Raw genomic sequence first — 25,478 nt, 5'->3', positions numbered from 1 at the left:
GTGCTCAGGCGGTTTCGAGCGCGACGCCGTGGTTGCGCAGATAGGCCTCGGCCTCGGCGACGCTGCGCGGGGGCGGGGTGGTCTCGAGGCCGATCATCCGGGCGAGGTTGTTGCCCAGATAATCCTCCAGCGTGTCCTCATCGAGGTTCAGGCCCTGCGGCGGCTCGTGGCACAGCACCTCGAGCAGGTTCAGCCACATGCCCGGCTCGTTCGGAGGCGTGTCGCTGCCATAGAGGATCTTGTGCTTGGGCAGTTCCTTGGCGAATTCGACGATCCGCGACTGCAGGCACCAGGCCGACTCGACATAGACGTTGGGCGCGTCGAGGGCCATCTGGAACGGCTCGAACACATAGACGCCACCGGTCTGCACGCCGAAATGCGCGAGGATGAAGTTCACCTCGGGGAATTCGCGGATGATCGGGTAGAACTCGGTCGGAATCGAATAGGGACCGTCGCCGGTGTGCAGCTTGACCAGCAGGCCATGCTCGGCGCAGACGCGCATGGCCGGGCGCAGCCAGTCCAGCGCGCGGTCCGGCCGGTAGGCGTGCATGTTCGCCTGCAGCTGGACCATCTTGAAGTCGAATTCCTTCGCATAGCGGGCGATTTCCTCGGCCCCGTTCTGCGTGCCGTAGCGCGGGTTGTAGACAAAGCAGCCCAGGAAGCGGTCGGGATGCTCGGTCACCATCTTCTCGGTGTAGGCCATGTAGTGGCGGATGGCTTCCTTGCCTTCCTTCTCCATGATCTCGTGGGTGTAGATGGTGTTGCCCTGCGGGGGCTGGATGAACGCCTTGTCGATCCGGCGCGGCTTGCCGTTGATCGTGTATGGGCCGTCCATGGTCTTCAGCAGACGTTCGCCGGTAAAGGGCTCGCCGTCATGGCGCCAGGCGAGATCGACAAGGTCCGTCGGGTAGCAACTGAGATCAATGATCACGGTATGCGCCTCCTCTGATGGGTTCTGGAATTGCGAGCAGGAAGGGACGATCCCCCCGTTTCCGCGAGGGGAAACGGAACGGCGCGGCAGGCCGGGCGCGCGAACGCGACCGGTTTGTCGACGATCCGGGTGGATTGCTGAGGGCTGGATGCAGAAGCGGCATGTCTCACCTTCCCAAGAAAGATGAGCAATTAACGCCGCCCGATGTGCAGCCTTGTGCTTCTACTCAGGCCCAAGAAAACCACCGCGTGATTTCTTTGTCAACAATCTTGTTCAGGCGGATGGCGATTTTGTGGTGCGATGCCGCTCTTGCAGGGTGCGCTGCAGGAAATCGCGCAACAGGCGCGCGGCGGGCGACAGGGACCTGTCGCGGCGCACGATCAGCGAGACATCCCGCGAGATCACCGGCTCGCCCGGCACGATGGTGACGAGGCCAAGGGTCCTGGCCAGCGGAATCACGGTCGATGTCATCACCGCGATTCCCAGCCCGGCATCGACCATGCCGATGATTGTCAGCGGCAGAGACACGTCCCGAAAGGCGCGGTGCAGTTGCAGCCTGATCCCGGCATGGGCCAGCTCGGCCTCGAGTCGGTCGCGAATCGGGTTGCCGCGCTGCGGGCCGATCACCTCCTCGTCCGTCAGGTCCTTCCAGCACAGGCTGCTGCGCCGGGCCAGCGGGTGTTCGGGCCGCATCACGATCAGGAACGAATCGGTCAGCGCCGGGATGCCGACGATCTCGCTGTCATTCTCGGGCACCGTGCCGAGGCCCAGATCGACGCTGCCGTTGCGGACCAGTTCGATCGTCATGCGCTCGGACACGTCATGCAGCGAGACATCGACATTCGGGAACCGCTTGCCGAAGGAATGGATCAGCCGCGGCAGCAGCAGTGCGGCCTGCAGGGTTCCCGAGGCGATCTCGACCCGGCCGCGGCCGAGCCGGTTCAGGTCGCGCGCGTTTTCGACGATGCTGTTGATGTCGCCCACTGCCCGGCGCGCGATGGGCAGCATCTCGGTGCCGGCCTGGGTGAGGCGCAGCAGCCGCGTGTGCCGGTCGAACAGCCGCAGGTCCAGATTGCCTTCCAGCTGGCTGATCAGGGTGCTGACGGCCGATTGCGACAGGCCCAGCCGCTCGGCGGCGCGGGTGAACTGGCCCGCCTCGGCGACCACCACGAACGCGCGCAGCTGCTTGAGCGTCAGGTCCATCTGCCTTTTTCCTCGCCAGGCCGCCATTCATACAGTCACTGAATGAATAAAGTCAACTGAGGCAGTTGCTAAATGAATGGCTCGGTTCATCATATGCGCGGCGGCATGACCCCTGTCATGCGGGCCGTGGCCAGGAGGTGCCGCGCGTCGCGAACACGACGAATGGGAGGAAAGACATGGATGGAGCCTTCGAGGTCGATCGGACCGGCCCGGCACAAGTCCCCGTCAACGAGAATGAAACGGTCGCGGTGGTGGACCCGATCGAGGAAATGATGCCGCTGCCCAAGCTGTTTGCCCTGGGTCTGCAGCATGTTCTGGTCATGTATGCGGGCGCCGTGGCGGTGCCGCTGATCATCGGCAATGCGATCGGGATGACCAAGGGCCAGATCGCCATGCTGGTCAGCGCGGATCTGTTCGCCTGCGGGATCGTCACGATGATCCAGACGCTGGGCCTTTGGAAATTCGGCGCGCGGCTGCCGATCGTCATGGGCATCGGCTTTACCGCCGTGCCGCCGATCATCGCCATCGGGACCAATCCCGAACTGGGCATCCAGGGGGTGTTTGGCGCCGTCATCGCCTCGGGCATCTTCACGGTGATCGCGGCGCAGTTCTTCAGCAAGTGGGTGCGGTTCTTCCCGCCCGTGGTAACCGGCACGGTGATGCTGGTGATCGGGATCGCGCTGATGCGGGTGGGCGTGAACTGGGCCGCAGGCGGCCAGCCGACCATCAAGGGGCCGGACGGCCCGATCCCGAACCCCGCCTATGGCGACCCCTTCGGCCTTGGCGTTGCCGCGATCGTGCTGCTGACGATCCTGCTGGTGACGCGCTTCGGGCGGGGTTTCGTGGCCAATCTGGGCGTATTGATCGGCATCGGCCTGGGCTTCGGGATCTCGATCGCCGCCGGTCGGGTCAGCTTTGGCGGAATCGCCGATGCCGGCTGGGTCAACATCGTGACGCCCTTTGCCTTCGGTCCGCCGATCTTCAACCTGTGGGGCACGGTCATGCTGAGCCTCGTCATGGTGGTGATGATGATCGAGGCGACGGGCCAGTTCCTCGCCGTGGGTGACATGGCCAACCAGCCGATCACCGAGGAACGCCTCGCCCGCGGCCTGCGCACCGACGGCATCGGCAACATCATCGGCGGCATCTTCAACACCTTCACCTATACCAGCTATACCCAGAATGTCGGGTTGCTGCAGATCACCGGCGTGTTGTCGCGCTATGTCGTGGCGGCGGCTGGGGCGATGCTAATCCTGCTGGGCTGTCTGCCCAAGGTCGCCTATGTCAGCGCCTCGATCCCCAGCTATGTCGTCGGCGGCGCGGCCATCGTGATGTTCGGCATGGTGTCGGCCACCGGGGTCAAGATCCTCGGCCGCGCGGACTTCATCAAGAACAAGCGCAACATCTACATCGTGGCGGTCAGCCTCGCGCTGTCGATGATTCCGCTGGTTGCACCGGGCATCTTCGACCGCCTGCCGCACTTCATCGAGCAGGTGTTCCACAGCGGCATCCTGGTCGGCACCTTCTCGGCGCTGCTGCTGAACATGCTGTTCAACGGCATTCCCAAGCGCGGCGCCGACCTGGCCGAGGATCTTGCCGGCCATTGATTGGCGATATCCCGGACTGCAAGACGAGAGGCGCCCCGATCACCGGGGCGCCTTTTGCGTCGAAGGCCGGGGCCGGGCCTGTCAGGCAGCGCCGGCCCCGCACGAGGACGCCCGGCAGCCAGGGGGCCGCCGGGCGTGGTCTTTCTGCCGCCTTGTCCCCGGGGTAGCGGGGGATGCGGCCGGGTCTTGTCATCGCACCGGGGACCACGGCCCCCGGAGGATCAATCCGGCCGGCTTCAGCCGCAGGCGGGATACATGTAGCGATCCGCCTCGCTGACATCGGCGGGGCAGTTCGTCGGGGCGGAATGCGTCCAGTTCACGACATGCTTGCCGGCCGGACCGAACGAGCACTGGAAGGTCTGGCCGTTGCTGGCCGAGCCGTTGACGGCGTGGGTCCCGTCGGTCCGCGTGCCTTCGTATTTCAGTTCGACGATGTCCGTGGTCGAGACACCCAGATGGCGTGCTGCATAGGTGTTGCATTTGCTCATCATCGTCGCCTCGTCGGCGGCCGATGCGGGCAGGACAAAGCCGAGGATGCCGAGGCTGGAGGCAAGGGCCGTGGCGATGAGTGTGGTCTTCATGTCGTCCTCATGGGTTGGCTGTGGTTCAGGGTTCGCGACCCGGCGCGGGATGCGCCCGGAGGCATCGGGGGACGAAACCGGCGATGATCGCCGCCGGTTTCGCAATGGGCTGGTCGGGTCATCAGGCAACCGACCAGGTTCGGGTCAGGCCACGAAGACCGTCTCTGTCTCGAAGCTGAAGTTCCTCACGTCCGTGCTGCTGACTGAGAAGATGAGATCCAGATCGGCCTCGAGGACAGTCCGCGTGCCGTTGGACACATGGCGATAGACGCCCGTCTCCCCCCCGCTGGCGACAACGAACAGCTGTGTCGTGCCAGCGGTGACATTTCCAGCCGTCCGCGACATGGCGTCCGCGACGCCAGCGTCGTCGAAGGACCTGACGCCGGTCAGCAGGACGACCTCGTTCGCACTGTCCCAGGTCCGTCCGCCCGTGTTGGCAAAGCCGACGTTCTCAACGACCGTGTCGCCGTCACCGATCGGCATTTCGGACATGTCGAAGGCGATCGAATCTTCCAAACCCATGGTACCGACCAGTCGGTCCGACCCGCCCAGCGACGTGAACAGGAAGGTGTCCGCGCCATTGCCGACAAGGATGCGGTCGCTGCCCGCGCCGCCGTCGATCGTGTCGTTGCCGGAGCTGCCGTCGAGGGTGTCGGCACCCGCGCCGCCGGTGATGCTGTTGGCGGACGCGTTGCCGATCCCCGAGAAAGCGCCGGAGCCGGTGTACACAAGGTTCTCGACGCCCACGGACAGTGTGTAGCCGGAAAGATCCGTCCTGACGGTATCATTGCCCCCCGTGGGGCCCTCGATCACAACGTCGCCGAGCGAGTCGACGACATAGGTGTCATTTCCGGCGCCCCCGGTCATCTCGTCGTCACCAATTCCACCATCCAGAACGTCGTTTCCACGCGAGGATTGCAGGGTGTCATTGCCTGCGCGACCGCTCAGCGTATCGTTGCCGTTGGCAGCCAGGATCACGTTGGCCAGGTTGTTTCCGGTGCCGGTGAAATCGCCCAGCACCGCCGCGGTAAGATTTTCGACCTGCGCCGTCAGCGTGTAGGACCTCAGCTGCGACAGCACGGTATCGCCGTCCCCCCCGCCGGAAAGTTCCTGGATGGTGTCGCCAGCGTTGTCGACGAAAAAGCGGTCGTTGCCCGCATCGCCGGACATGAAGTCGGCCCCGATTCCGCCCATGAGGGTGTCGTTCCCGCCCCCGCCAAACAGCGCATCGTTGCCCGCCAGGCCCAGAAGGCTGTCATTGCCGGCCCCGCCGGTGATCTGGTTCGCCGCATCGTTGCCGCGCCCGGCGAAGGTGCCGGTGCCGCTGAAGGCGAGGTTCTCGAAATTGGCCGCCAGCGTGAACGCGTTCAGGCTGGTCCTGATCAGATCCTCGCCCTCGCCTGCCGCCTCGGTCACGACCTCGGAGGCATCATCGACGCCGTAGGTGTCGTCGCCCCGGCCGCCGATCAGCGTATCGGCGCCGCCCCGGCCGTTCAGCGTGTCGTCGCCAGAGCCGCCGGTGATGCGGTTGGCACCGGCATTGCCGTTTCCAGTGAAGTCGCCGGTTCCGTCGAATTGCAGGTCCTCGACGTTGGCGCCAAGGGTATAGCTGTTGACCCGTGCCAGCACGACATCTGCCCGCCCGCCGCTGGCCAATTCCTGAATGACGTCCTGGACGTTGTCGACCACATAGGTGTCGTTGCCTGCATCGCCGGACAGGAAGTCGGCGCCCAGCCCGCCATCCAGCGTGTCATCACCGGCGCCGCCATAAAGATCGTCGCTGCCGCCGAGGCCCGACAGGGCGTCACTTCCTGCGCCGCCTACGATCTGGTTGTTCAGATTGTTGCCGCGCCCGATGAAGTCACCGTTTCCGTCGAATTGCAGGTTTTCCAGATTCGCGCCAAGGCTGTAGCTGTTCAGACGGGCCAGCACCAGATCGGACTGCCCGCCGCTGACCGCCTCCTGAATCATGTCATTGGCATCGTCGACCACATAGGTGTCGTCGCCCGCATCGCCCGACAGAAGGTCAGCACCGGCGCCGCCGTCCAGCGAGTCGCTGCCCGCGCCGCCGAACAGGGTGTCGCTGCCAGCCAGACCGAACAGGGTATCGCTGCCGCCGCCACCCACGATCTGGTTGCCGAGGCCGTTGCCCCGGCCCGTGAAGTTGCCGACGCCGTCGAATTGCAGATTCTCGACGTTGGCACCAAGGGTATAGCTGTTCAGTCGCGCCAGAACGAGGTCGTCCTGTCCGCCATTCGCCAGCTCTTGGATCGAATCATTGGCATTGTCGACGACATAGGTGTCGTCGCCCTCGTCGCCGGACATGAAGTCGGCCCCCGCGCCGCCGTCCAGCGTGTCATCGCCAAGGCCGCCGTACAGCCCGTCGGCCCCTGCGAGGCCGAACAGCCGGTCATTCTCCAGGCCACCGGTAATCTGGTTGGACAGCCCGTTTCCGGTGCCGGTGAACCTGCCGGTGCCGGTGAATTCCAGATCCTCGAGGTTCGCACCAAGCGTGTAGGTTCTCAGCAGGGTGCGGATCAGGTCCTCGCCCTCGCCGGACGCCTCTGTGACGATCTCGGAGGCATCATCGACCCCATAGGTGTCGTCGCCCCGGCCGCCGATCAGGGTATCGGCGCCACCGCGCCCGTTCAGCGTGTCGTCGCCCGCTCCGCCGGTGATTCGGTTGTCCAGCGTGTTGCCGTTGCCGGAGAAGTCGCCCGCGCCGGTGAATTCGAGGTTCTCGACCTGCCCACCCAGCGTGTAGGCGTTCAGCTGCGACTGCACCAGATCGGGCGCACCCTTGCCGGACTTCTCGTTGACCACGTCGCCCGCGTCGTTGACCACATAGGTATCGCCGCCATTGCCGCCGGTCATGCGGTCGGCGCCCTGTCCGCCATCAAGCGTGTCATCACCGTTGCCGCCCAGCAGCGTGTCGTTGCCGGCAAGCCCCCGCAACCTGTCATCGCCCGCGCCGCCCGTGATGCCGTTGTCCAGCCCGTTGCCGCTGCCCTCGAAGTCGCCCGTCCCGGTGAACTCCAGGTCCTCGACCTGCGCGCCCAGCGCATAGGCATTCAGTTGCGACTGCACCGTGTCTGCGGGACCCTTCGCGACCTTCTCGCTGACCACGTCGCCCGCGTCATCGACCACATAGGTGTCGCCTCCGGCACCGCCGGTCATGCTGTCGGCGCCCTGTCCGCCATCAAGGGTGTCAGCGCCGTTGCCGGCAAACAGCGTGTCGTTGCCGTTCAGACCGCGCAGCAGGTTGCTGCCGGCATTGCCGCGGATGACGTTGTCCAGCCCGTTGCCCGTGCCGCTGAGGCTGTCGGCGCCGCGCAGGGTCAGGTTGTCGAGATTGGCGCCAAGGGTATGATCGGCGTCCGAGATGACCAGATCGACGCCTGCGCCGGCACCCTCGACAAGCGTGTTCCGCGCCGCGCCGACCAGGTAGGTGTCGTCGCCAAGACCGCCGACCATGCGGTTCTGGCCCACTTCGCCGCCAAGCGTGTCGTTGCCATCGCCGCCGACGATGGTGTCGTTGCCCTCGTTGCCCCAGACAGCGTCGTTGCCGTCACCGCCACGAAGCGTGTCGTTGCCGAGGCCGCCGACCAGGACATCGTCACCGCCAGCACCGGCAAGCTGGTTCGCCGCATCATTGCCGAGGATGCGGTTGCCGAGGCCGTTGCCGGTTCCCGAGTTTCCTGCCGTCCCGATCAGGCGCAGGGTCTCGACATTGGCGCCAAGCGTGTAGTCGACAAGGGAATAGACGCGATCATTGCCGGCCCCGGCACGCTCGGTCACGGCATCGCCCGCGACGTCCACGAAATAGCGGTCATTGCCGTCGCCCCCGAACATGCGGTCGGCGCCGCCACCGCCCAGGATCGTGTCGTCGCCGGCGTCGCCGTGGATCACGTCGTTTCCGGCCAGGCCGGACAGCAGGTCGCCGTCGCGGGTCACGCCGATCACCTCGTTCAATCGCGAGGGAACCGAAAGTCCATCGCCGCGCCGGTGGATGAAGTCCGCGCCGGTCGTGCCCCGAATGTCAGCCATCTAGTCCTCGAGCATCTCTGAATGTGGAAGGCGGCGGTAGCGACGGCGCAGAGTCATGCTCTTTCGCTGCGTTGGGATCGGTATGGCTGCGTGGTCGTTTCGCCGGGTCAGGCCAACCAGAGAAGAAATTCTGCCGGGGTTTTCAAATGAATATTTTCCTAAACTGCAAGGCGTGCCGCCTGCCTGTCCGGGCAGCCTGTGCCGCCTCGGCGGTGGCGGTCCCACACCGCGGCAGGGGCTGCCGGACGAACCGATGTCCCGTCGCGGAGGTCGCGGGGCCGGCGCTGCCCGCTCACGCGGGATCAGGCAAACAGCATGCCGTCCAGTTCGTGCCCCGCATCGTCGACGGGGTGGCACCACACCTCGAAGCTGTCCAGATTGTGCTGGCCGAAGCTGTTCAGCAGCGGCACGTCGGTGGCGTCCATGCCGCGGGCGACCACCACGCGCCCGATGCGGCGCTGGTTGTTGCGGGGGTCGAAGGTCCACCAGCGGCCGCCCAGAAACACCTCGATCCAGGCGGCAAAATCCATCGGATCGGCCGCCTTCGGCACCCCGATATCGCCGACATAGCCATTCACGTAGCGGGCCGGAAGATTCAGGGCGCGCAGGAAGGCCAGCGCGAGATGCGCGAAATCGCGGCAGACGCCCACGCCCTCGCGGTTGGCCTGCTGCGCGGTTCGTGTCGCGCTGGCCTGCTGGTAGTCGAAGCGCAGATGGCCGTGGACATGGTCGACCACCGCCTGAACGCGGTGCCAGCCCGGCGCGAGGCCGCCAAAGCGGTCCCAGGCTTCCTGGCTGATCAGGTCGGTCTCGACATAGCGCGAGCCGAGCAGGAATTTCAGCGCCTCGTCCGGCAGCGCCTCGACCGGCCATTCCTCGGCGGCCGGATCCGCGGGGTCGCGCTGCCCGTCATCGCGCAGCGTGACATCGCCGCGCAGCGCGAACCGGCCCGCCGGCGCGATCATGCGCCGGCAGAGATTGCCGTGGTCGTCCAGATAGTTGTGGATCGGTGCAAAGGGGGCGGTCGAAACCGCCTCGGGGGCCACGAAATCGCCGTGGCGCGACGGATGCGGCGCGGTCAGGCAGACCAGCGGCGTATCCTGCGGCGTGCTGATGGCGATCTGGTGGCCGACCCGGATCAGCATCATCCGACCGTCACGTCCATGGTCACGCTGGCGTTCAGCAGCTTCGAGATCGGGCAACCTTCCTTTGCCTTGTTGGCCAGATCCTCGATCGTGGGGGCATCGCCATCGCCGGAAATCGCCGTTTCCAGATGCGCCCTGGTCACGGTGAAGCCGTCGCCATCCTTCTCGAGGGTGATCCGCGAGGTGGTGCGGATCTCGACGCCCCCGATCCCGGCCTCTTCGAGCATCTTTGCCAGCGCCATCGAGAAGCAGGAGGCATGGGCCGCTCCGACCAGTTCCTCGGGATTGGTGCCGGGCCGGTCCTCGAAGCGGGTGTTGAAGCCGTAGGGCTGGTCTGCGAGGGCGCCCGACTGGGTCGAGACCACCGCCTTGCCGTCCTTGAGCCCGCCCTGCCATCTGGCCGATCCGCTGCGCGTGAACATTTTCATGCCTCCTGTTGACATCAACTCTGCCTGACGACAACGCGGGGCTGCGCCGCGAGGTCCGCCGGACGCGCAACTATCAATCGCCGCGCAGCGCTGCCTGCGACGCGGGCAGAAGACGGGCAGAGGGGCGTTGTGCCGGATGGGAGCGGTTCCGTGCGTCCCGCGACCGCCGGGGGCTGTCTGCCCCCGGACCCCCGAGGATATTTCGGCCAAGGCAAGCCGTGCCTGCGGGGGCCTTGCCTGGTGCGCGGGCGGGGGTGTCCGGCGTTTCGGCCCGTGTGATGACAAAGGCCGCGGCGGGTCGGGCGGCGGCAGGGCGGGCCTGGCGGCGGGGCGGCCTAGCGGGCGAAGAGGCGCTGGTGTTCGGAGATCGCGAAGCGGTCCGTCATGCCTGCGACGTAGTCGAGGACCACGCGGGCGCGATAAGTCTGCTCACCCGCGGCCGCGGCGACGGCATGCCATTGCGGCGGCATCTGCGCGGGTTCGGCGAGGAAGAGCGGGAAGAGGTTGTTCAGCATGGCGGTGACCCTGCTGCGTTCGTCCACGACCGACGGGGCGCGGTACATGCGCGTGAAGAGGAAGGACTTGATCGCCTTGATGTTCTGGTAGAGGGGCTTTGAAAATCGGATGATCGGACCATCCATGTCGCGGATTTCCTGTGCCGCTTGCGGTTGAAGCCCGGTCAGGCGGTTCTGGGCGACGGCGATCACGTCCTCGACCATGACGCCGAAGACCCGGCGCAGCGCCTCGTGGCGGCGGCGCATCCGGTCGAGGCCGGGATGCAGGCGATCCACCTCGTCGAAGGCCGGGCCGATGACGGGCAGTTCGGCCAGTTCCTCTTCGGTGAACAGCTGCGCGCGCAAGCCGTCATGCAGGTCGTGGTGGTTGTAGGCCACGTCATCGGCCACCGCGGCCACCTGGGCCTCGGCGCTGGCATTGCCGCCCAGTTCCAGGTCCCAGTCGGCATTCACCTCGGCCAGCGCATAGGGCAGGGGCGCGGCCACCGGCCCGTTATGCTTGGCGATGCCCTCGAGCGCCTCCCAGGTCAGGTTCAGCCCGTCGAAATCGGCATAATGGCGCTCCAGCCGGGTGACGATGCGCAGTGCCTGCGCGTTGTGGTCGAAGCCGCCGTAAGGCGCCATCAGCGCGGCCAGCGCATCCTCGCCGGTGTGGCCGAAGGGCGGGTGGCCCAGATCATGCGCCAGCGCCACCGTCTCGGCGAGGTCGGTGTTCAGCCCGAGCGCGCCGGCGATGGTGCGCGCCACCTGCGCGACCTCGATGGTATGGGTCAGGCGGGTGCGGAAATAGTCGCCGCGGTAATCCTCGCCGTCATGTTCGACGAAGACCTGCGTCTTGTGCTTCAGCCGACGGAAGGCCGAGGAGTGGATGATCCGGTCCCGGTCGCGCTGCCAGGGCGAGCGGAAGGTCGACATGCGCTCGGGCCACAACCGGCCGCGGCTGTCGTCGGGCTGGCAGGCATAGGGCGCAAATCCGGTCACGGGACGGGTCTTTCTTGAAGCGGTTCCGTGCAAAGCCTATATTCAGGGACGAAGGACGAAAACGGGAACGACCCATGAACCTGCCTCCCAAAGTCACCGAACGCGCCTTTGCCCGGCTGGCCGAGATCAACGAGGGCGGCGCGGATGCGCCGCTGCGTGTGGCGGTTGCAGGCGGCGGCTGCTCGGGGTTCCAGTACGACATCCGCCTGGACCGGGCCGAGGCTGATGATCTTGTGCTGGAAGGGGCAGGCCAGAGGGTCGTGGTCGATCCGGTGTCGCTGCCCTTCCTGGCCGGCGCGACGATCGATTTCGCCGATGAACTGATCGGCGCGCGCTTCGTGATCGACAATCCGAACGCCTCGTCCAGCTGCGGCTGCGGCACATCCTTCTCGGTCTGATCGGGCGCGGGCGCGGGCGCGGCCCTCGCGGCCCTCGTGGCAGTCTTCGGAAATTGCTAACGTTTCGACAGGTTACCTGAGCGTCACGACCTGCTATGGTGGCGGGGTGTCCGACCGCTTTCGCGGCTTTCAATGGTGATGACGTGTCCGATTTCCGCCCTGCGCCGGCCGCCGCGCCCGTGCCACCCCATCTGTCCGCGCCGCAGGTCGTGCCGCCACCGCTGCCGGCCGACCTGCCGCTGCTGACGGCGATCCGGTTCTTTGCCGCCTTCTGGGTCTTTGCCTTCCACTTCTGGAGCTGGCTCGGCCTGCCCGCGACCGGCATCTGGCGGGCTGCCGGGTCCGGGGCGCGGGGGGTCGACCTGTTCTTCGTGCTGTCGGGCTTTGTCATCTTCCACGTTTATGGACGCAGGGCGCCGGGCCGCGATTTCGGCTTTGGCAAGTTCATGTGGCGCCGCTTTGCGCGTGTCTATCCGCTGCACCTGGCGATGCTGCTGATCTGGCTGGTGATGCTGCTGGCGCTGACCGCGCTGGGGGTCGCGCTGGAGCGTGGGGTGACGCTGTGGGACGTGATCGCCTCGGCGCTGCTGATCCAGTCCTGGCATCTCACCGACGGGTTGCTGCTGAACGGCGTGGCGTGGTCGGTCTCGGCCGAGATGACCGCCTATCTGGCATTCGGGCTGCTGATGTATTTCCGCCAGACCGCGCCGGGCTGGCGGTTCTGGCTGGCTGCACTTGTGGTCACCGGCGTGCTGGCGCATCTGGTGGCCGTCCGCCAGGGCTATACCGGCTTCATGCATCCGACCTGGGATTTCGGGGCGCTGCGCATCCTGCCCGCATTTGCACTTGGTGCGCTGACCCGGCTGGCGGCCGATCATGTCGGCCCGCGGCCGGCGTCGCTGATCGGCGTCGCCGCCCTTGTCGGGCTGTTCTTCGCGGTGCAGGACAAGGACGCCGATTATGTGCTGCTGCCGCTGTTCGCGGCCCTGATCCTTGCCGCGGCACGGCTGTCGCCGCATCTGGCGCGGTTGCCGGGCGTTTCGGCGCTGGTCTATCTGGGCGAGATCTCGTATTCGACCTACATGGTCCACACGCTGATCCTGTTGCTTTACTCGAATATCGGCCCGCGCCTTTTCGGCTTCTGGAACGCGGTTCCGATGACCCTGCACGCGGCGATCGTGTTCGGCATCATCATCGTCGCCTCGGCGCTCAGCTATCACCTGATCGAGCAGCCGTCGCGCCGCTGGCTGAACCGCCAGTGGCCGCCCGGCAGGGGCGCCGCGCGGCTGCCCGAGGGCGTGCGGTGAAGATCGCCAGCTTCAACATCAACGGAGTGAAGGCGCGGATCGAGGCGCTGACCGCCTGGCTGGCCAGCGCGGATGCCGATGTCGTGGTGCTGCAGGAGATCAAGTCCCTCGACGAGGGGTTTCCGCGCGATCATTTCGGCGATCTGGGCTGGAACGTCGAGACGCATGGCCAGAAGGGCTTCAACGGCGTGGCGATCCTGTCGCGCAGCCCGCTGGAGGATGTCAGCCGCGGCCTGCCGGGCGACGAGACCGACGAGCAGGCCCGCTATATCGAGGCGACCGTGACCGGACAGCGCGCGATCCGGATCGCCGGCCTCTATCTGCCGAACGGCAACCCTGCGCCGGGGCCGAAATACGACTACAAGCTGGCCTGGATGCGGCGCCTGCAACAGCGCGCCGCCGAGCTGCTGGTCAGCGAAATGCCGGTGGTGATGCTGGGCGATTTCAACGTCATCCCCGAGCCGCGCGATGCCGCCCGCCCCGAGGCCTGGCGCGAGGATGCGCTGTTCCTGCCCGAGAGCCGCGCGGCGCTGCGACGGATCCTGTGGCAGGGCTGGACGGATGCGGTGCGGATCCGCGATCCTTGGGCGGCCCGCGGGCCGTTCACCTTCTGGGACTATCAGGCCGGGGCCTGGAACCGCGATGACGGTATCCGCATCGACCATCTGCTGCTGTCACCGCAGGCCGCCGACCTGATGGTCGAGACCGGCGTGGACCGCGAGGCACGGGCGGGCGAGAAACCAAGCGATCACGTCCCGGTCTGGGTCAGGCTTGCCGCCTGAGCGGGCCTAAAGCACCAGCACGCCGGAATGCTTGGCCTTGTGGTCGGGTTCGACATGGATGGTGATCTGCGCGTCGGGCAGGCTGCGGCGCAGCGACGTCTCGATCCGGTCGCAGATGGCATGGGCATCCTCGACGGTGGTCTGGCCCGCGACGACCAGATGAAAGTCGATGAAGGTCACGCGCCCGGCATGGCGGGTGCGCAGGTCATGCGCCTCGATCGCGCCCGTCGCCTTGTCCGAGATGATCGCCCGGATCTCGGCCAGCGTCGATTCAGGCACCGCCTCGTCCATCAGCCCGCTGAGCGAGGAGGCCGTGACCTTCCAGCCCGACCAGAGGATGTTCAGGCCGACCAGCCCCGCCAGCACCGGGTCAAGGACGCTCCAGCCGGTCAGCACGGCAAGGCAGACCCCCAGAAGCACCCCGGCGGACGAGATCACGTCCGACAGAAGATGCCGGCCATCGGCCACCAGCGCCGGCGATTTCAGCCGCCGCCCCCAGGTGATCAGCACCCAGCACCAGACCGCGTTGACGGCGCCTGCCGCGGCATTGACCGCCATGCCGGCAAAGGGCGCCTCGAGGACCGGAGGATTGCGGAAGCCGGCATAGGCCTCGCGCATGATCAGCAGCGCCGCAACGATGATCATCACGCCCTCGAGGACGGCGCTGAAGAATTCCGCCTTGTGGTGGCCGTAGGGGTGACCGTCATCGGCGGGCCGCGCGGCGACCCGGATCGCCACCAGCGCGGCAAGGGCAGTGGCGACGTTCACGGTACTTTCCAGCGCGTCCGACAGCAGCGCAATCGATCCGGTCATCCACCACGCCAGCAGCTTCAGCGCCAGCACCGCAAGGCCGACGAAAATGCTGCCGACCGCAATTCTCAGGGTGTTCGCCATCGCCGCGCGTCGCCTTGTTCCGTCCCGTCTCGTGCCCTGCCTTTGGCAGAGTGGCGCCGCAAGCTCAACCGCGAAGGTCGCGACATCGGAGTGGAACGCTGTTTTTGATTGACTGAGCAATCAACTTACGGCACTCATGGGTCAGAATGACCCTGCGGCACCTTGCCGCCGCAGCCGCCTCGCCGCTCCCGGCAGGCGGAGCTTCCTGCAAAGACATCGCCTTTGGCAGCCAAGAGGTTCATATGACGCCGATCATCACCGTCGCCTATCTCAGCGTTCTCGCCTGCGCGCTTTTCGTGCTGGTCCGATGGCCCCGCGTGCGCTGCACGGGGGACACGCCGGTCGGGATCTTCACCCTGATCGCGCTGCTCTTCACGGCGGGGCTGGACATGGGGCTGGTGATGCTGCCGCTGAACGAGTTCCCGATCTACGAACAGGACCCGGCGTTCGCCTTCACCAACGCGCTGGCGGTCGAGTTCGGCATGTGGGGGCCGCTGGTCTGGCTGATGTATTTCGTGACCACCTTCTATTTCGTCGCGCTGGAACCCCGGCTGCGCCTGTTCGAGGTTCCGCTGGTCAAATGGATCTACAACCTGACCGTGATCGCGACCTGTTCCTTCACCTGCTACCTCTTCATGATCAACCTGCCGACCTATGCGCCGGACTTGCCGCAATTGGCGATCTGGGCACTGGTCATCGCCGTGCTGGCCTTTTCGGTCACCTCCAGCGGCGACATGAACATCATGAAATGGCTGGCCATCGTCTCGACCTACGGCTTCGGGATGCTGGCCTTCACGGCGCTGGCGCTGGTGGCGTTCGCCTATAGCGGCGTGGGGCTGACGGATTTCGCTGCCAATATCGGCCTGCTGATGGATTATTTCGCCCATCTGCCGCGCTTTTCCGTGCCGATCAGCGACTACCACGAATTCTATCTGTTCTGGTGGTTTGCCTGGAGCATCATGATCGGCCAGTTCGTCGCCCGCTTCGTCGGCGGGTTGCCGGTCTGGCAGCTGGCGCTGGCGATGGTGGCGCTGCCGGCCATTCCGCTGGGGCTGTGGTTCTGCGTTCTCTACATCTATCATCAGGCGCAGATCGTGATCCCCACATGGCTCAACTGGTTCATGATCTTCGTGGGCGTGGTGTTCGTCATCAACTCGCTGGACAGCCTGATCCGCCTTTACGCGGCCAATCTGGGCTGGTCGCGCGAAAATCTCGGCGATCGGGTCTACTATCCGATGCATTTCTTCCTGCAACTGATCCTTGTCGGCGCCTATTTTTTCACGCCGTTCGAGATCCAGTGGGTCGGGCTGGTGGTGGCCGGTCTCTATGCGATCATCTACGCGATGATCCTGCGCCGGCTGGGTCTGCTGTCGGGGATTGCCGCGGTGCGCTGAGGCCAGCCGGCGATGCGGCGGCTGCGTCAGTCGCCGTCGCCGCGATGATCGTCGTCATCGCCGAAGCGGGCGTCGTCGTCGTATTCGTCCTCGCCCTCATTGACGTATTTGGCGCTGAGCGAGATCGAGTGGTTGTCGTGGATCGGATCCATCACCACGTCCGACGGGATCTCGCCGGCCAGCCATTCGCGCAGTTCGTCGCGGATGTCGGCGGCCTCCTGACCGGTCGCCTCGGCCAGATGGGCGATGAAGGCCCGCTGGTCGCCGTCGATCTCGTCAAGATCGGCCTCGTCGACCTCGGGCCACTTGTCCATGATCGCCTCGTAGAAGGCGGGCCAGTTCTGCTGAACATGAAGCCACTTCATCAGTATCCCCCTCCCATTCCCTGCTGCGACCATCGCGCCATGCCCGAGATGTCTTCTCCGACGCCCGCCACCGTGTTGCAGCTGGCCAGCAACGCGCAGGCCAGCAGGATCGTTGCTGCTCGTTTCATTTTTCTGCCTCTTGCCACCAGACCTCGGGAAGAAATCCGGGCCAGTCGCCGTAAAGCGGCGTCCTTTCAGGATAATGCAGCCGGCCCGAATGGGCCAGCCGCGAGATGGGCGAGTAGCCGACCGGGATGACATAGCGCCCCGCGGTCAGAACCCGGTCCAGCGCCCGGACGGCCGCGGCGAAGGCCTCGGGGGTGTCGGCGCTCAGCATCGCGTCGATCATCGCCTCGGCGGCGGGGCTGTTCATGCCCATCCAGTTGCGGCTGCCGGGCAACGTCACCCCGTCCTTGCCCCAGTAGAGACGCTGTTCGTTGCCCGGCGACAGCGACAGGGCGCGTTCATACCAGGTCATGTCGAAATCGTAATTGTTGGTGCGCTGAACATACTGCGCGGCATCCAGCATGGTGACCCGCGGGGTGATGCCCAGGTTGCGCAGTGCCTCGATATAGATGTCGACGATCTGCTGCATCTCCGAGGCCGCGCGCATCGCGCTGCCCGACTGGTTCAGCAGGATCTCGAAGCTGAAGGGGCGTCCGGCATCATTCGTCAGCACCCCGCCCTGGACCGTCCAGCCGGCCTCCTCGAGCAGCGCAATGGCCCGGCGCAGGGCGCGGCGGTCAAGGGGCTGATCGCTGCCCTCAGGCAGCACATAGCCTTCAAGCGCGCCGGGCGGCAGCGACCTGGCGAAGGGCTCCAGCAGCTCGCGCTCGCGTCCCTCGGCGGCGCCGGGCTGCATGGCAAGGCTGGAATTGGCGAAATACGACGTGATGCGGCTGTCCTTGCCGCCATTCAGCGTGGCGTTGATGAACTGGAAGTTGAAGGCCTCGATCATCGCCTGCCGCACCCGCCAGTCCGCGAAGATCGGGTTGCGGGTGTTCATCACCAGACCCATGATCCCCGAGGGCCGTTCGTTCGGGATCTCGGACTTGACGATCTTGCCCTCGGCCATCAGGGGAAAGTCGTATTCGCTGTCCCATTTCTGCGCCGACAATTCGCGCCAGATGTTCACCTCGCCCGCCTTGAACGCCTCGAACATCGCGTTGGCGTCCCCGAAATAATCATAGCGGATCTCGTCGAAATTGTTCAGCCCGCGGTTCAGCGGCAGGTCCTTGCCCCAATAGTCGGGGTTGCGGCGGAACGTGATCGCGCGGCCGGGATCGACGCGGTCCACGACATAGGCGCCCGATCCGATCGGCGGTTCGAGGCTTGAATCGCCGAAATTGCCGTCGGCCCACTGCGCCTTCTTCAGCACCGGCCGCAGACCCATCAGCATCGCCAGTTCGCGGTCGGGTTCGGTGAAGGTGATGCGCAGGCTGCGCTCGCCGGTCTGCTCGATGCCCTCGACCTTGGACCAGGCGCCCAGATAGCGCGGATGACCCACGGTACCGAGGGTCTCGTAGGACCAGATCACGTCCTCGACAGTGACCGGCGATCCGTCCGAAAACCGCGCTTCGGGGCGCAGCGTGAATTCGACCCAGCTTCGCGCGGGGTCGGTCTCGACCGTCTCGGCCAGCAGGCCATACAGCGTGAAAGGCTCGTCGATCGAGCGGTACATCAACGTCTCGGCGACATGCACCCCGACACCCCAGGCGGCGTTTCCCTTGAGGATCCAGGGCTTCAGCGAGTCGAATCCCCCCGGCTCGGCCAGCCGAATCGTCCCGCCCTTCGGCGCGTCGGGATTGGCGTAGGGCAGATGCTCAAAGCCCTCAGGAAGCGCAGGTTCTCCATAAATTGCAATGCCATGGGCGGGGCTGGCGGGGCTTGCCAGCGGCATTGCTGCAACACCGGCAGCCGCGATCAGCAGCACGGCCGCACCCCGCCTGATCGCGCAATTGTTAAGGTTTTCGAAGATTCGCATCGCCGCCTGCCTCGTCATTCTTTGTTTGCCGGAGATTTCAACAGGCTCGCCGGGGGGGCGTCAATGGCGCGGCCAACTTCCCTGTTGGACTCGGGCGGCGAGTCGCGTATAAATAACCCACTGCTCGATAGGTTTCTTGCCTGTATGAAACCTGCCTCATGACTTGCGCCCGCCTTGTGCGGGCGCTTTTTTTTGCCCCGTCCGGCGCGCGGTGACAGCCCGCCCGGGGCCGTTCCCATCCCCGGGCCGGTCAACGGGGCTTTTTGCGGCTGCACCCGCCCGCATGTCTGGCTAAGCTGCCCCCGACAGCGATGAATGGAGTGGGCAAACCCATGTTCGAGAAGTTCCTGACAGGCAAGACGGCGGTGGTGACGGGGTCGAATTCCGGCATCGGACTGGGCGTGGCGCATCGGCTTGCGCGCGCCGGGGCCGATCTGGTGCTGAACAGCTTTACCGACCGCGACGAGGATCATGCGCTGGCCGCAGGCCTTGCCGAAGAACACGGCGTCGCCGTCCGCTATGTGCAGGCCGACATGTCGAAGGCCGAGGATTGTCGTGCCCTGATCGCACGGGCCGAACGCTGCGACATCCTGGTGAACAATGCAGGCGTGCAGTTCGTGTCCCCGATCCCCGATTTCCCGGTCGAGCGGTGGGACGCGATCATCGCGATCAACCTGTCCTCGGCCTTCCACACCAGCGCCGCCGCCCTTCCGCTGATGCGCAAGGCGGGCTGGGGACGCATCGTCAACATCGCATCGGCGCACGGGCTGACGGCAAGCCCGTTCAAGTCCGCCTATGTTGCGGCCAAGCATGGGGTTGTCGGCCTCAGCAAGGTTACGGCGCTGGAAACCGCCAGGGAACCGATCACCTGCAACGCGATCTGCCCGGGGTATGTCCTGACCCCCCTGGTCGAGGCGCAGATCCCCGAGACGATGAAGGAATACGGCATGAGTCGCGACGACGTGATCCGCAAGGTCATGCTGGAGCGTCAGCCCTCGAAGGAATTCGCGACGGTCGAGGAGATCGGCGACACCGCCGTGTTCCTGTGCAGCGACGCCGCCGCGCAGATCACCGGCACCACGATCAGCGTCGATGGCGGCTGGACCGCGCTGTGATGCCTGCGCCGGCGGGAACCGCCGGTCCCGGCCCGCGTTGGGCTGAAACTGCGTGACGGGAGGCGAAGGATGAAGGGTCTGGTGGCGTGGTTCCTTGGCGTACCGGTGGTGGTCATCATCGTGCTGTACGTGCTGGGGATCTTCTGAAGCGCCGGCGTCGTCGGCCGGAATGACAACGCGCCCCGGTCGTGACGGCCGGGGCGCGTTGCCTGTCGGACGATCCGGTGCCGCTCAGGTGCATCCCTCGCAGAAGGTGCGGATGCGTGCCACGGCCTCGGCCAGCAACTCGTCGGCTGCGGCGTAGGAGACACGGAAATGCGGGCTGAGGCCGAAGGCCGCGCCGAAGACCACCGCCACACCGGTTTCGTCCAGCAGCGCGTTGGCGAAATCCTCGTCGTTGTCGATCCGCGTGCCGCCTGCGGTCGTGCGGCCGATCATCGCCTCGATCGAGGGATAGACGTAGAACGCACCCCGCGGTGTCGGGCAGCGGACGAAGGGGCAGGCGTTCAGCCCCGCCACCACCAGATCGCGGCGGCGCTGAAACACCGCGCGGCTGTCGTGGATGTAGTCCTGTGGCCCGTTCAGCGCTGCCTCGGCGGCGTACTGGCTGATCGAACAGGCATTCGAGGTGGACTGCGACTGCAGCTTGCCCATCGCGCGGATCAGCGGCTCCGGCCCGCCGCCATAGCCGATCCGCCAGCCGGTCATCGCATAGGCCTTGCTGACCCCGTTCATGGTCAGCACGCGATTCTTCAGGCGCGGCTCGACCTGGGCGGGGGTCACGAAGGCAAAATCGTCGAACACCAGATGTTCGTAGATGTCGTCCGCCAGCACCCAGACCTGCGGGTGGCGCAGCAAAACATCGGTCAGGGCTTGCATCGCGGCCCGGTCATAGCCCGCACCCGAGGGGTTCGAGGGTGAGTTCAGGATCAGCCATTTGGTGCGCGGCGTGATCGCGGCCTCCAGCGCCTGCGGCGTCAGGCGGAAGCCGTCGGCGATGCCGCATTCGACGATGACCGGCCGCCCCTCGGCCAGCAGTACCATGTCGGGATAGCTGACCCAGTAGGGCGCTGGAATGATGACCTCGTCGCCGGCATCCAGCGTGGCCATCAGCGCGTTGAACAGGATCTGCTTGCCGCCGCTGGCCACGGTGATCTGGGCGGGGGTGTAGTCCAGACCGTTTTCGCGCGCGAACTTGTCGCAGATCGCCTGTTTCAGCGACGCTGTGCCATCCACCGGAGTATAGCGGGTCCGGCCGGTGTCGATCGCCGCCTTGCCGGCCTCGCGGATGTGCGGGGGCGTGTCGAAATCGGGCTCGCCCGCGGACAGGCCGATGATGTCGCGGCCCTCGGCCCGCAGGCTGGCGGCCCGGGTGGTCATCGCGATGGTCGGCGAGGGCTTGATCCGCGCCAGACGCTCGGCAAGAAAGCTCATATCGGCCTCGTCGGTTTGAACTGCCTGTCCCGATGGCATACGCTGGCCTCGAACGGGTCACAAGCGAGGCGGTGATGGATCGGCATGGCTATGGAGAGGACGAGGCGACCCTGGGCGACCGGCTGACCGCCGCGCGCGAGTCGGCGGGGCTGACGCTTGACGATCTGGCGGCACGGCTGGGGGTGCGCGCCGACACGCTGTCGGGGTGGGAGGCCGATCAGGCCGAACCGCGCGCGGTGTTTCTGGGGCGCATGTCGGGGATGCTGGGGGTATCGCTGGTCTGGCTGCTGACCGGCGAGGGCGAGGGTCCGCAGCAGGGCGACGGTCCGTCGCCGGGTGTGCGCAGCGAGTTGCGCCAGCTGCGCCGCCTGCTGGACGAGGCCGCGCAGCGTGTGGACCGGATCGAAGAGCTGCTTGCCGATGGCTGAAATGACCGAAACTCCCGAAACCCGCCTGCGCCGCCTCAGGATGCGCAGCTGGCGCCGTGGCATGAAGGAGATGGACCTGATCCTCGGCCCCTTCGCCGACGAGGTCCTGCCCGCGCTGGACGACCGGGCGATCGCCGCCTACGAGGCGCTTCTGGCGGAAAACGATCAGGATCTCTATCTGTGGGTCACGCGGCGGGTGACGCAGAGCGACGATACCGCGACCGGACCCGCGGCGCTGGCCGCGATCCTCGACCGAATCGCCGCCCATGCGACAGCGCGCCAACCAGGCCCGATGTGAACAATTTGACGCAGTTCCGGCAAGGTGACGCAGGGTTGCCCGGGCCGCGGGCCTTATCCGGACTGCAGCTTTCGACGGCAATTAACTGAAGATTTGTGTTTTTGTCCCATAGTCGTCCGTGAGCCGACCCTGACAGGACAGAAATTCGTGATGTTGAGTCAAATGCCCCAGTTCGAACGACACGGTTACGACGCGCCCTCAACCGAAGAGGCCGCGGTGACCGCTGAAGCCTATCTTGAATCGCTGCAACTGCTGGAACGGATGCATCGGCTGATGCTGGATCTGGTAAAGGACGAATTCGAACGCCTGGGCCGCAACGATCTGACGCCCGTGCAGGCGCTGATCCTCTACAACCTCGGCGAATCCGAGGTGACGGCGGGAGAGTTGCGGTCACGCGGCATGTATCAGGGCTCGAATGTCAGCTACAACCTGAAGAAGCTGGTGACGATGGGCTATGTCCATCACGAACGCTGCGACATGGATCGCCGTTCCGTCCGCGTCAGGCTGACCGATGAGGGGCTGGCGGTGCGCGTTCTGGTCCACAATCTGTTCCTGCGCCACGCGGCGGGGCTGGCGATGTCGGGCGTGCTGGACGATCCGCCCCTCGACCAGGTGAACCTGCAAAGCCGCCGCATCGAACGCTTCTGGACCGAACAGATCCGCTACATCTATTGATCCCGGCTGCGCAACGGGGCTGCGGCAAACGACCGCCACCCCGGATGCCGAACGGGGGCGATGCCGGCGCGTCTGGCGTCAGCGCCGCGCGCCGGGCCGGTGCTACCAGTGGCCGGTATTGTCCATGCTGGCCCAGGGTTCCTGTGGCGGCAGGCTGTCGCCCTGTTGCAGCAGTTCGATCGAGATGTTGTCGGGGCTGCGCACAAAGGCCATGTGGCCATCGCGGGGCGGGCGGTTGATGGTGACGCCAGCATCCTGAAGGCGCCGGCACATCTCGTAGATATTGCCGACGCGATAGGCCAGATGGCCGAAATGGCGGCTGTCAGAGGGCAGGCCGTCGTCGCCATCCCAGTTGTAGGTCAGCTCGACCGGGCATTCGGGCTGGCCGGGCGGCGCCATGAAGACGAGGCTGAAGCGGCCCTTTTCATTGTCGATGCGCCGGGTTTCCTCCAGCCCCAGCAGCCGGAAGAACGCCATGCTCTGTTCCAGATCCTTCACGCGCACCATCGTGTGCAAATAGCGGATGTCCATAGCCATCTCCTGTCCTGTCGTTTCTCGGGTCGTCGGCGTCGGCGTCGGCGTCGGCGCTGTCCGCGGCACAGGCTCCGACCATGCGGACGAAACAGCGCAGTCGGCGCCCCGGTTCCCCGGCGCGGCGTGCCGCGATCACGACGAGGGCAGCAATTCGGCCGCGATCTCGCGCACGATCGGGATTGCCTCGGCCTCGGTCATGCCGGGGCGCAGCCGCGGATCATACAGGATCTGCAGCAGCAATTCGTCGTGTCGCGTCAGCAGCGCGAATTCCTCGTCATCGTTGAAGATCGAGGGCCGGGCGGTGGGACTGTCATTCGCCAGGCCCATGCCCTGCGCCAGCTCCTCATGGATGCAGGAACTGCGCAGCAGGGGCGGCAATTCGGCCCGCAGCAGGGCGACCGCCCGCACGTAATCGGTTCCACTGCCCCGCGAATAGGCGAAGACCGTGCACAGGTTGTCGCGATCCAGCGCGCTCAGCGCCGCAACATCCTGCGCGGGAAGGTCGGGGATCAGCGTGCCCAGCCGCTGACCGATGGATTTGCGTTCGCTGTCGGACAGGATCAGCACCAGGAAATTGCCGCCGTTGCCGGTCAGCCCGACGGGGTGGCCGGTGACCCGCTGCAACCGTGCCGCGAAGGCCGCGATCTCGCCGCGATAGATGCGCTGCAGGGCGGTGTCCGAGGATTGCCCGAATTCCAGTTGAAACCGCACCGGATCGCGCCAGCGTCGCAGCGGCGCATCCTGCGCGCCGGGCAGCAGCCGATCGCCGCTGCGGCTGTATTCGTCGCGCAGCGCGATCTGGATGAAGTCGCTTGCGAGACGATCGGCGGTGATCGGCGCGTCCAGCGGCACCCGGTCGCGCCGCAGCCTTCCTTGCGCCAGCAACCCGCGCTCGACCGCGCGGTAATGGGCGCTTTGCGCCGCGTCGGGGCCAAGCCCGCTGGACTGGGCATCGGCGGCGGCAGCGTTGGTGATGCGATTGCGCGAGGCCCGGGCGCGGCGCAACTCTTCCTGCGTCGGGCCCGCGGGGGGTGCGACGGCGGGGGTCGGACGCATGGGCGGCGGCACGGCCTCGATCGCGGGCCGGTCGGCGCAGGCCGCCAGCAGCACGATCAGACCCAGCAGCGCCGGGCGCAGCGCCGCGGCCCTCATCGCCGGTCGTCCCCGCCCGAGATTGCGCCGCGCGCCCCCGCCGAGGCCAGCGCCTGGCGCAGGCCGGTCTCCATGCGGTTCAACTCGTCCTCGGCGGCGGCGCGGCGGGCGCGGCCCTCGTCGGCGATGCGCAGGCTATCCTCGATGGTCGCGATCAGCTGGGCATTCGCGGTCCTGACCGCGTCGATGTCGAAGACGCCCCGTTCGGTCTGGGTGCGGATCTGGGCGTTGGCCTGCCGCAGGTTGTCGGCGTTGCGGGTCAGCAATTCGTTGGTCAGGTCGTTGGCCTCCTTCACCGCGCGTGCGGCCTCGGCGCCGCGCTGGATCGTCACGGCCTGCGCAAGCTGCGTCTCCCACAGCGGCACGGTGTTCACCAGCGTCGAATTGATCCGCGTCACCAGAGACTTGTCGTTTTCCTGCACCAGCCGGATGGAGGGCAGCGACTGCATCGTGACCTGCCGGGTCAGGCGCAGGTCGTGGACGCGCCGTTCCAGATCGTCGCGGGCGGCGCGCAGGTCGCGCAGCTCCTGCGCCTGCATCACCTGATCGGGCTCGGCCGCCGCCTCGATGGCGGCCTGCCGCGCGGGCAGCACCTCGCCGTCAAGCTGCGCCAGCTTGGCATCGCCCGCCGCGATATACAGCGCCAGTTCGTCATAGAAGGCCAGCGTGCGCTCATACAGAAGGTCCAGCGCCTTGATATCCTTCAGAAGCCGCTGTTCATGCCCTTCCAGATCCGAGGTCACGCGGTCGATCTGGGTCTGGACCTTCTCGTAATTCGCGACGAACTTCGCGAACGGGGCCGAACGTCCCAGAAGCCGCTCCCACCAGCTGCGCTCGCGGCGCATGTCCAGTTCGGCGCTGGAAAAGCCGCGGATCGTGGTGACGATGCGGCGCAGGCTGTCGCCGGCCGGGCCGACATCCTTGTTCTTCACATCGGCCAGCATCTTCTGGCTGATCTGCTGCAATTCGGATTGCGCGCGGGTGCCAAAGCGCATGATCGAGCCGCTGTCGGCCAGGTCGATCTCGTCCATGCGGCGGCGGATCTCCTCGCTGGTTGCCGGATCGGCCTGATCCAGCGCGGCCGGGCCGTCCGCCGGTTCGGGCAGCACGACCGAGGTCACCTGCTCGATGTCGTTCCGGGCGGCCTCGGCGCGGCGGCGCGTGTCGTCGGTCATCAGAATCGTCCTTGTCCCGTCCAGCCAGAACGGCCGCCGCGGCGACCTGTCGCAGCGCAGCATATGCCGATTTCGGCCTGGTTCAACGGCAGCAGGGGGCGAAAG

Annotated in this window: 24 protein-coding genes; 9 read left to right on the top strand and 15 right to left on the bottom strand. The window is 66.2% G+C overall.

Annotated elements, in window-relative coordinates; genetic code table 11:
• Window positions 1–4: 4 nt before the first annotated feature.
• Together Q5Y72_RS03490 and Q5Y72_RS03485 are read right to left on the bottom strand one after the other, a co-directional pair.
• Window positions 5–931: an amidohydrolase family protein gene (locus tag Q5Y72_RS03490; protein WP_305962025.1), complete on the bottom strand. Its 927-nt coding sequence runs from the start codon at window positions 929–931 to the stop codon at window positions 5–7.
• Window positions 932–1,204: 273 nt separating this feature from the next.
• Window positions 1,205–2,134, bottom strand: coding sequence for a LysR family transcriptional regulator (locus Q5Y72_RS03485; protein ID WP_305962024.1), 930 nt, complete (start codon window positions 2,132–2,134; stop codon window positions 1,205–1,207).
• A 176-nt stretch (window positions 2,135–2,310) separates the two neighbouring features.
• Here Q5Y72_RS03485 and Q5Y72_RS03480 point away from each other — a divergent pair, with 176 nt between their 5' ends.
• A complete protein-coding gene (locus Q5Y72_RS03480) occupies window positions 2,311–3,741 on the top strand; it encodes a nucleobase:cation symporter-2 family protein (protein ID WP_305962023.1) in 1,431 nt (476 codons plus the stop codon).
• Between the two features lie 236 nt (window positions 3,742–3,977).
• Here Q5Y72_RS03480 and Q5Y72_RS03475 read toward each other — a convergent pair whose 3' ends face one another.
• The 5 genes from Q5Y72_RS03475 to Q5Y72_RS03455 form a co-directional block, all read right to left on the bottom strand.
• Window positions 3,978–4,322, bottom strand: a complete 345-nt coding sequence (locus tag Q5Y72_RS03475) for a hypothetical protein (protein WP_305962022.1) — start codon at window positions 4,320–4,322, stop codon at window positions 3,978–3,980.
• Between the two features lie 144 nt (window positions 4,323–4,466).
• Window positions 4,467–8,369, bottom strand: a complete 3,903-nt coding sequence (locus Q5Y72_RS03470; protein WP_305962021.1) for a beta strand repeat-containing protein — start codon at window positions 8,367–8,369, stop codon at window positions 4,467–4,469.
• A 302-nt stretch (window positions 8,370–8,671) separates the two neighbouring features.
• On the bottom strand, window positions 8,672–9,514 hold the full coding sequence (locus Q5Y72_RS03465) for a transglutaminase-like domain-containing protein (RefSeq protein WP_305962086.1): 843 nt from the start codon (window positions 9,512–9,514) through the stop codon (window positions 8,672–8,674).
• Window positions 9,514–9,936 carry an OsmC family protein gene (locus Q5Y72_RS03460; RefSeq protein WP_305962020.1) on the bottom strand — a complete coding sequence of 141 codons (423 nt, stop codon included), beginning with the start codon at window positions 9,934–9,936 and terminating at the stop codon, window positions 9,514–9,516. Before Q5Y72_RS03460 ends, Q5Y72_RS03465 begins: the two co-directional genes overlap by 1 nt.
• Before the next feature lie 341 nt (window positions 9,937–10,277).
• Window positions 10,278–11,372, bottom strand: a complete 1,095-nt coding sequence (locus Q5Y72_RS03455; protein ID WP_371930748.1) for a deoxyguanosinetriphosphate triphosphohydrolase — start codon at window positions 11,370–11,372, stop codon at window positions 10,278–10,280.
• A gap of 140 nt (window positions 11,373–11,512) precedes the next feature.
• Here Q5Y72_RS03455 and Q5Y72_RS03450 point away from each other — a divergent pair, with 140 nt between their 5' ends.
• The 3 genes from Q5Y72_RS03450 (at window position 11,513) to xth (ending at window position 13,925) form a co-directional block, all read left to right on the top strand.
• Window positions 11,513–11,836, top strand: coding sequence for a HesB/IscA family protein (locus tag Q5Y72_RS03450; protein WP_305962018.1), 324 nt, complete (start codon window positions 11,513–11,515; stop codon window positions 11,834–11,836).
• 143 nt (window positions 11,837–11,979) lie between these two features.
• Entirely contained in the window at window positions 11,980–13,143 is a 1,164-nt protein-coding gene (locus Q5Y72_RS03445; protein ID WP_305962017.1) for an acyltransferase family protein, read from the top strand.
• Window positions 13,140–13,925: an exodeoxyribonuclease III gene (xth, locus tag Q5Y72_RS03440; RefSeq protein ID WP_305962016.1), complete on the top strand. Its 786-nt coding sequence runs from the start codon at window positions 13,140–13,142 to the stop codon at window positions 13,923–13,925. The genes Q5Y72_RS03445 and xth overlap by 4 nt, the downstream gene beginning before the upstream one ends.
• Before the next feature lie 6 nt (window positions 13,926–13,931).
• On the opposite strand, the gene Q5Y72_RS03435 is transcribed toward xth, so the two are convergent.
• Complete coding sequence (locus Q5Y72_RS03435) at window positions 13,932–14,819, bottom strand: cation diffusion facilitator family transporter (RefSeq protein ID WP_305962015.1); 888 nt, start codon at window positions 14,817–14,819, stop codon at window positions 13,932–13,934.
• A gap of 242 nt (window positions 14,820–15,061) precedes the next feature.
• On the opposite strand from Q5Y72_RS03435, the gene Q5Y72_RS03430 reads away from it, so the two are divergent.
• Window positions 15,062–16,213 (top strand): BCCT family transporter, encoded by a 1,152-nt coding sequence (locus Q5Y72_RS03430; RefSeq protein ID WP_305962014.1) that lies wholly within the window; start codon window positions 15,062–15,064, stop codon window positions 16,211–16,213.
• A gap of 26 nt (window positions 16,214–16,239) precedes the next feature.
• Here Q5Y72_RS03430 and Q5Y72_RS03425 read toward each other — a convergent pair whose 3' ends face one another.
• Genes Q5Y72_RS03425 through Q5Y72_RS03415 form a run of 3 tightly spaced genes read right to left on the bottom strand, consistent with a single transcriptional unit; the run spans window position 16,240 to window position 18,562 of the window.
• Complete coding sequence (locus Q5Y72_RS03425; protein WP_305962013.1) at window positions 16,240–16,578, bottom strand: hypothetical protein; 339 nt, start codon at window positions 16,576–16,578, stop codon at window positions 16,240–16,242.
• Entirely contained in the window at window positions 16,578–16,706 is a 129-nt protein-coding gene (locus Q5Y72_RS03420) for a hypothetical protein (RefSeq protein WP_305962012.1), read from the bottom strand. The genes Q5Y72_RS03425 and Q5Y72_RS03420 overlap by 1 nt, the downstream gene beginning before the upstream one ends.
• Complete coding sequence (locus Q5Y72_RS03415; RefSeq protein WP_305962011.1) at window positions 16,703–18,562, bottom strand: extracellular solute-binding protein; 1,860 nt, start codon at window positions 18,560–18,562, stop codon at window positions 16,703–16,705. Before Q5Y72_RS03415 ends, Q5Y72_RS03420 begins: the two co-directional genes overlap by 4 nt.
• A gap of 332 nt (window positions 18,563–18,894) precedes the next feature.
• Here Q5Y72_RS03415 and Q5Y72_RS03410 point away from each other — a divergent pair, with 332 nt between their 5' ends.
• On the top strand, window positions 18,895–19,677 hold the full coding sequence (locus Q5Y72_RS03410; RefSeq protein WP_305962010.1) for a 3-hydroxybutyrate dehydrogenase: 783 nt from the start codon (window positions 18,895–18,897) through the stop codon (window positions 19,675–19,677).
• Between the two features lie 231 nt (window positions 19,678–19,908).
• Here Q5Y72_RS03410 and Q5Y72_RS03405 read toward each other — a convergent pair whose 3' ends face one another.
• Window positions 19,909–21,111 (bottom strand): pyridoxal phosphate-dependent aminotransferase, encoded by a 1,203-nt coding sequence (locus Q5Y72_RS03405; protein WP_305962009.1) that lies wholly within the window; start codon window positions 21,109–21,111, stop codon window positions 19,909–19,911.
• A gap of 32 nt (window positions 21,112–21,143) precedes the next feature.
• Here Q5Y72_RS03405 and Q5Y72_RS03400 point away from each other — a divergent pair, with 32 nt between their 5' ends.
• The 3 genes from Q5Y72_RS03400 to Q5Y72_RS03390 all read left to right on the top strand — a co-directional run bounded on the left by Q5Y72_RS03400 (window position 21,144) and on the right by Q5Y72_RS03390 (window position 22,512).
• A complete protein-coding gene (locus tag Q5Y72_RS03400) occupies window positions 21,144–21,539 on the top strand; it encodes a helix-turn-helix domain-containing protein (RefSeq protein WP_305962008.1) in 396 nt (131 codons plus the stop codon).
• 1 nt (window position 21,540) lies between these two features.
• Window positions 21,541–21,837 carry an FAD assembly factor SdhE gene (locus Q5Y72_RS03395; protein WP_305962007.1) on the top strand — a complete coding sequence of 99 codons (297 nt, stop codon included), beginning with the start codon at window positions 21,541–21,543 and terminating at the stop codon, window positions 21,835–21,837.
• A 162-nt stretch (window positions 21,838–21,999) separates the two neighbouring features.
• The gene (locus tag Q5Y72_RS03390; protein ID WP_305962006.1) at window positions 22,000–22,512 is read left to right on the top strand and encodes a MarR family winged helix-turn-helix transcriptional regulator; all 513 of its coding nucleotides are present in this window, start codon (window positions 22,000–22,002) and stop codon (window positions 22,510–22,512) included.
• A gap of 102 nt (window positions 22,513–22,614) precedes the next feature.
• Here Q5Y72_RS03390 and Q5Y72_RS03385 read toward each other — a convergent pair whose 3' ends face one another.
• The 3 genes from Q5Y72_RS03385 to Q5Y72_RS03375 form a co-directional block, all read right to left on the bottom strand.
• The gene (locus tag Q5Y72_RS03385; RefSeq protein WP_305962085.1) at window positions 22,615–23,043 is read right to left on the bottom strand and encodes a VOC family protein; all 429 of its coding nucleotides are present in this window, start codon (window positions 23,041–23,043) and stop codon (window positions 22,615–22,617) included.
• 135 nt (window positions 23,044–23,178) lie between these two features.
• Window positions 23,179–24,198, bottom strand: coding sequence for a DUF2927 domain-containing protein (locus Q5Y72_RS03380; protein ID WP_305962005.1), 1,020 nt, complete (start codon window positions 24,196–24,198; stop codon window positions 23,179–23,181).
• Window positions 24,195–25,373 (bottom strand): toxic anion resistance protein, encoded by a 1,179-nt coding sequence (locus tag Q5Y72_RS03375; RefSeq protein ID WP_305962004.1) that lies wholly within the window; start codon window positions 25,371–25,373, stop codon window positions 24,195–24,197. Before Q5Y72_RS03375 ends, Q5Y72_RS03380 begins: the two co-directional genes overlap by 4 nt.
• Window positions 25,374–25,478: the final 105 nt, after the last annotated feature.

The organism is Paracoccus spongiarum, from assembly GCF_030732095.1.
Classification (GTDB): Bacteria; Pseudomonadota; Alphaproteobacteria; order Rhodobacterales; family Rhodobacteraceae; genus Paracoccus; species Paracoccus spongiarum.
This window is presented reverse-complemented; position numbering and strand designations above follow the sequence as displayed.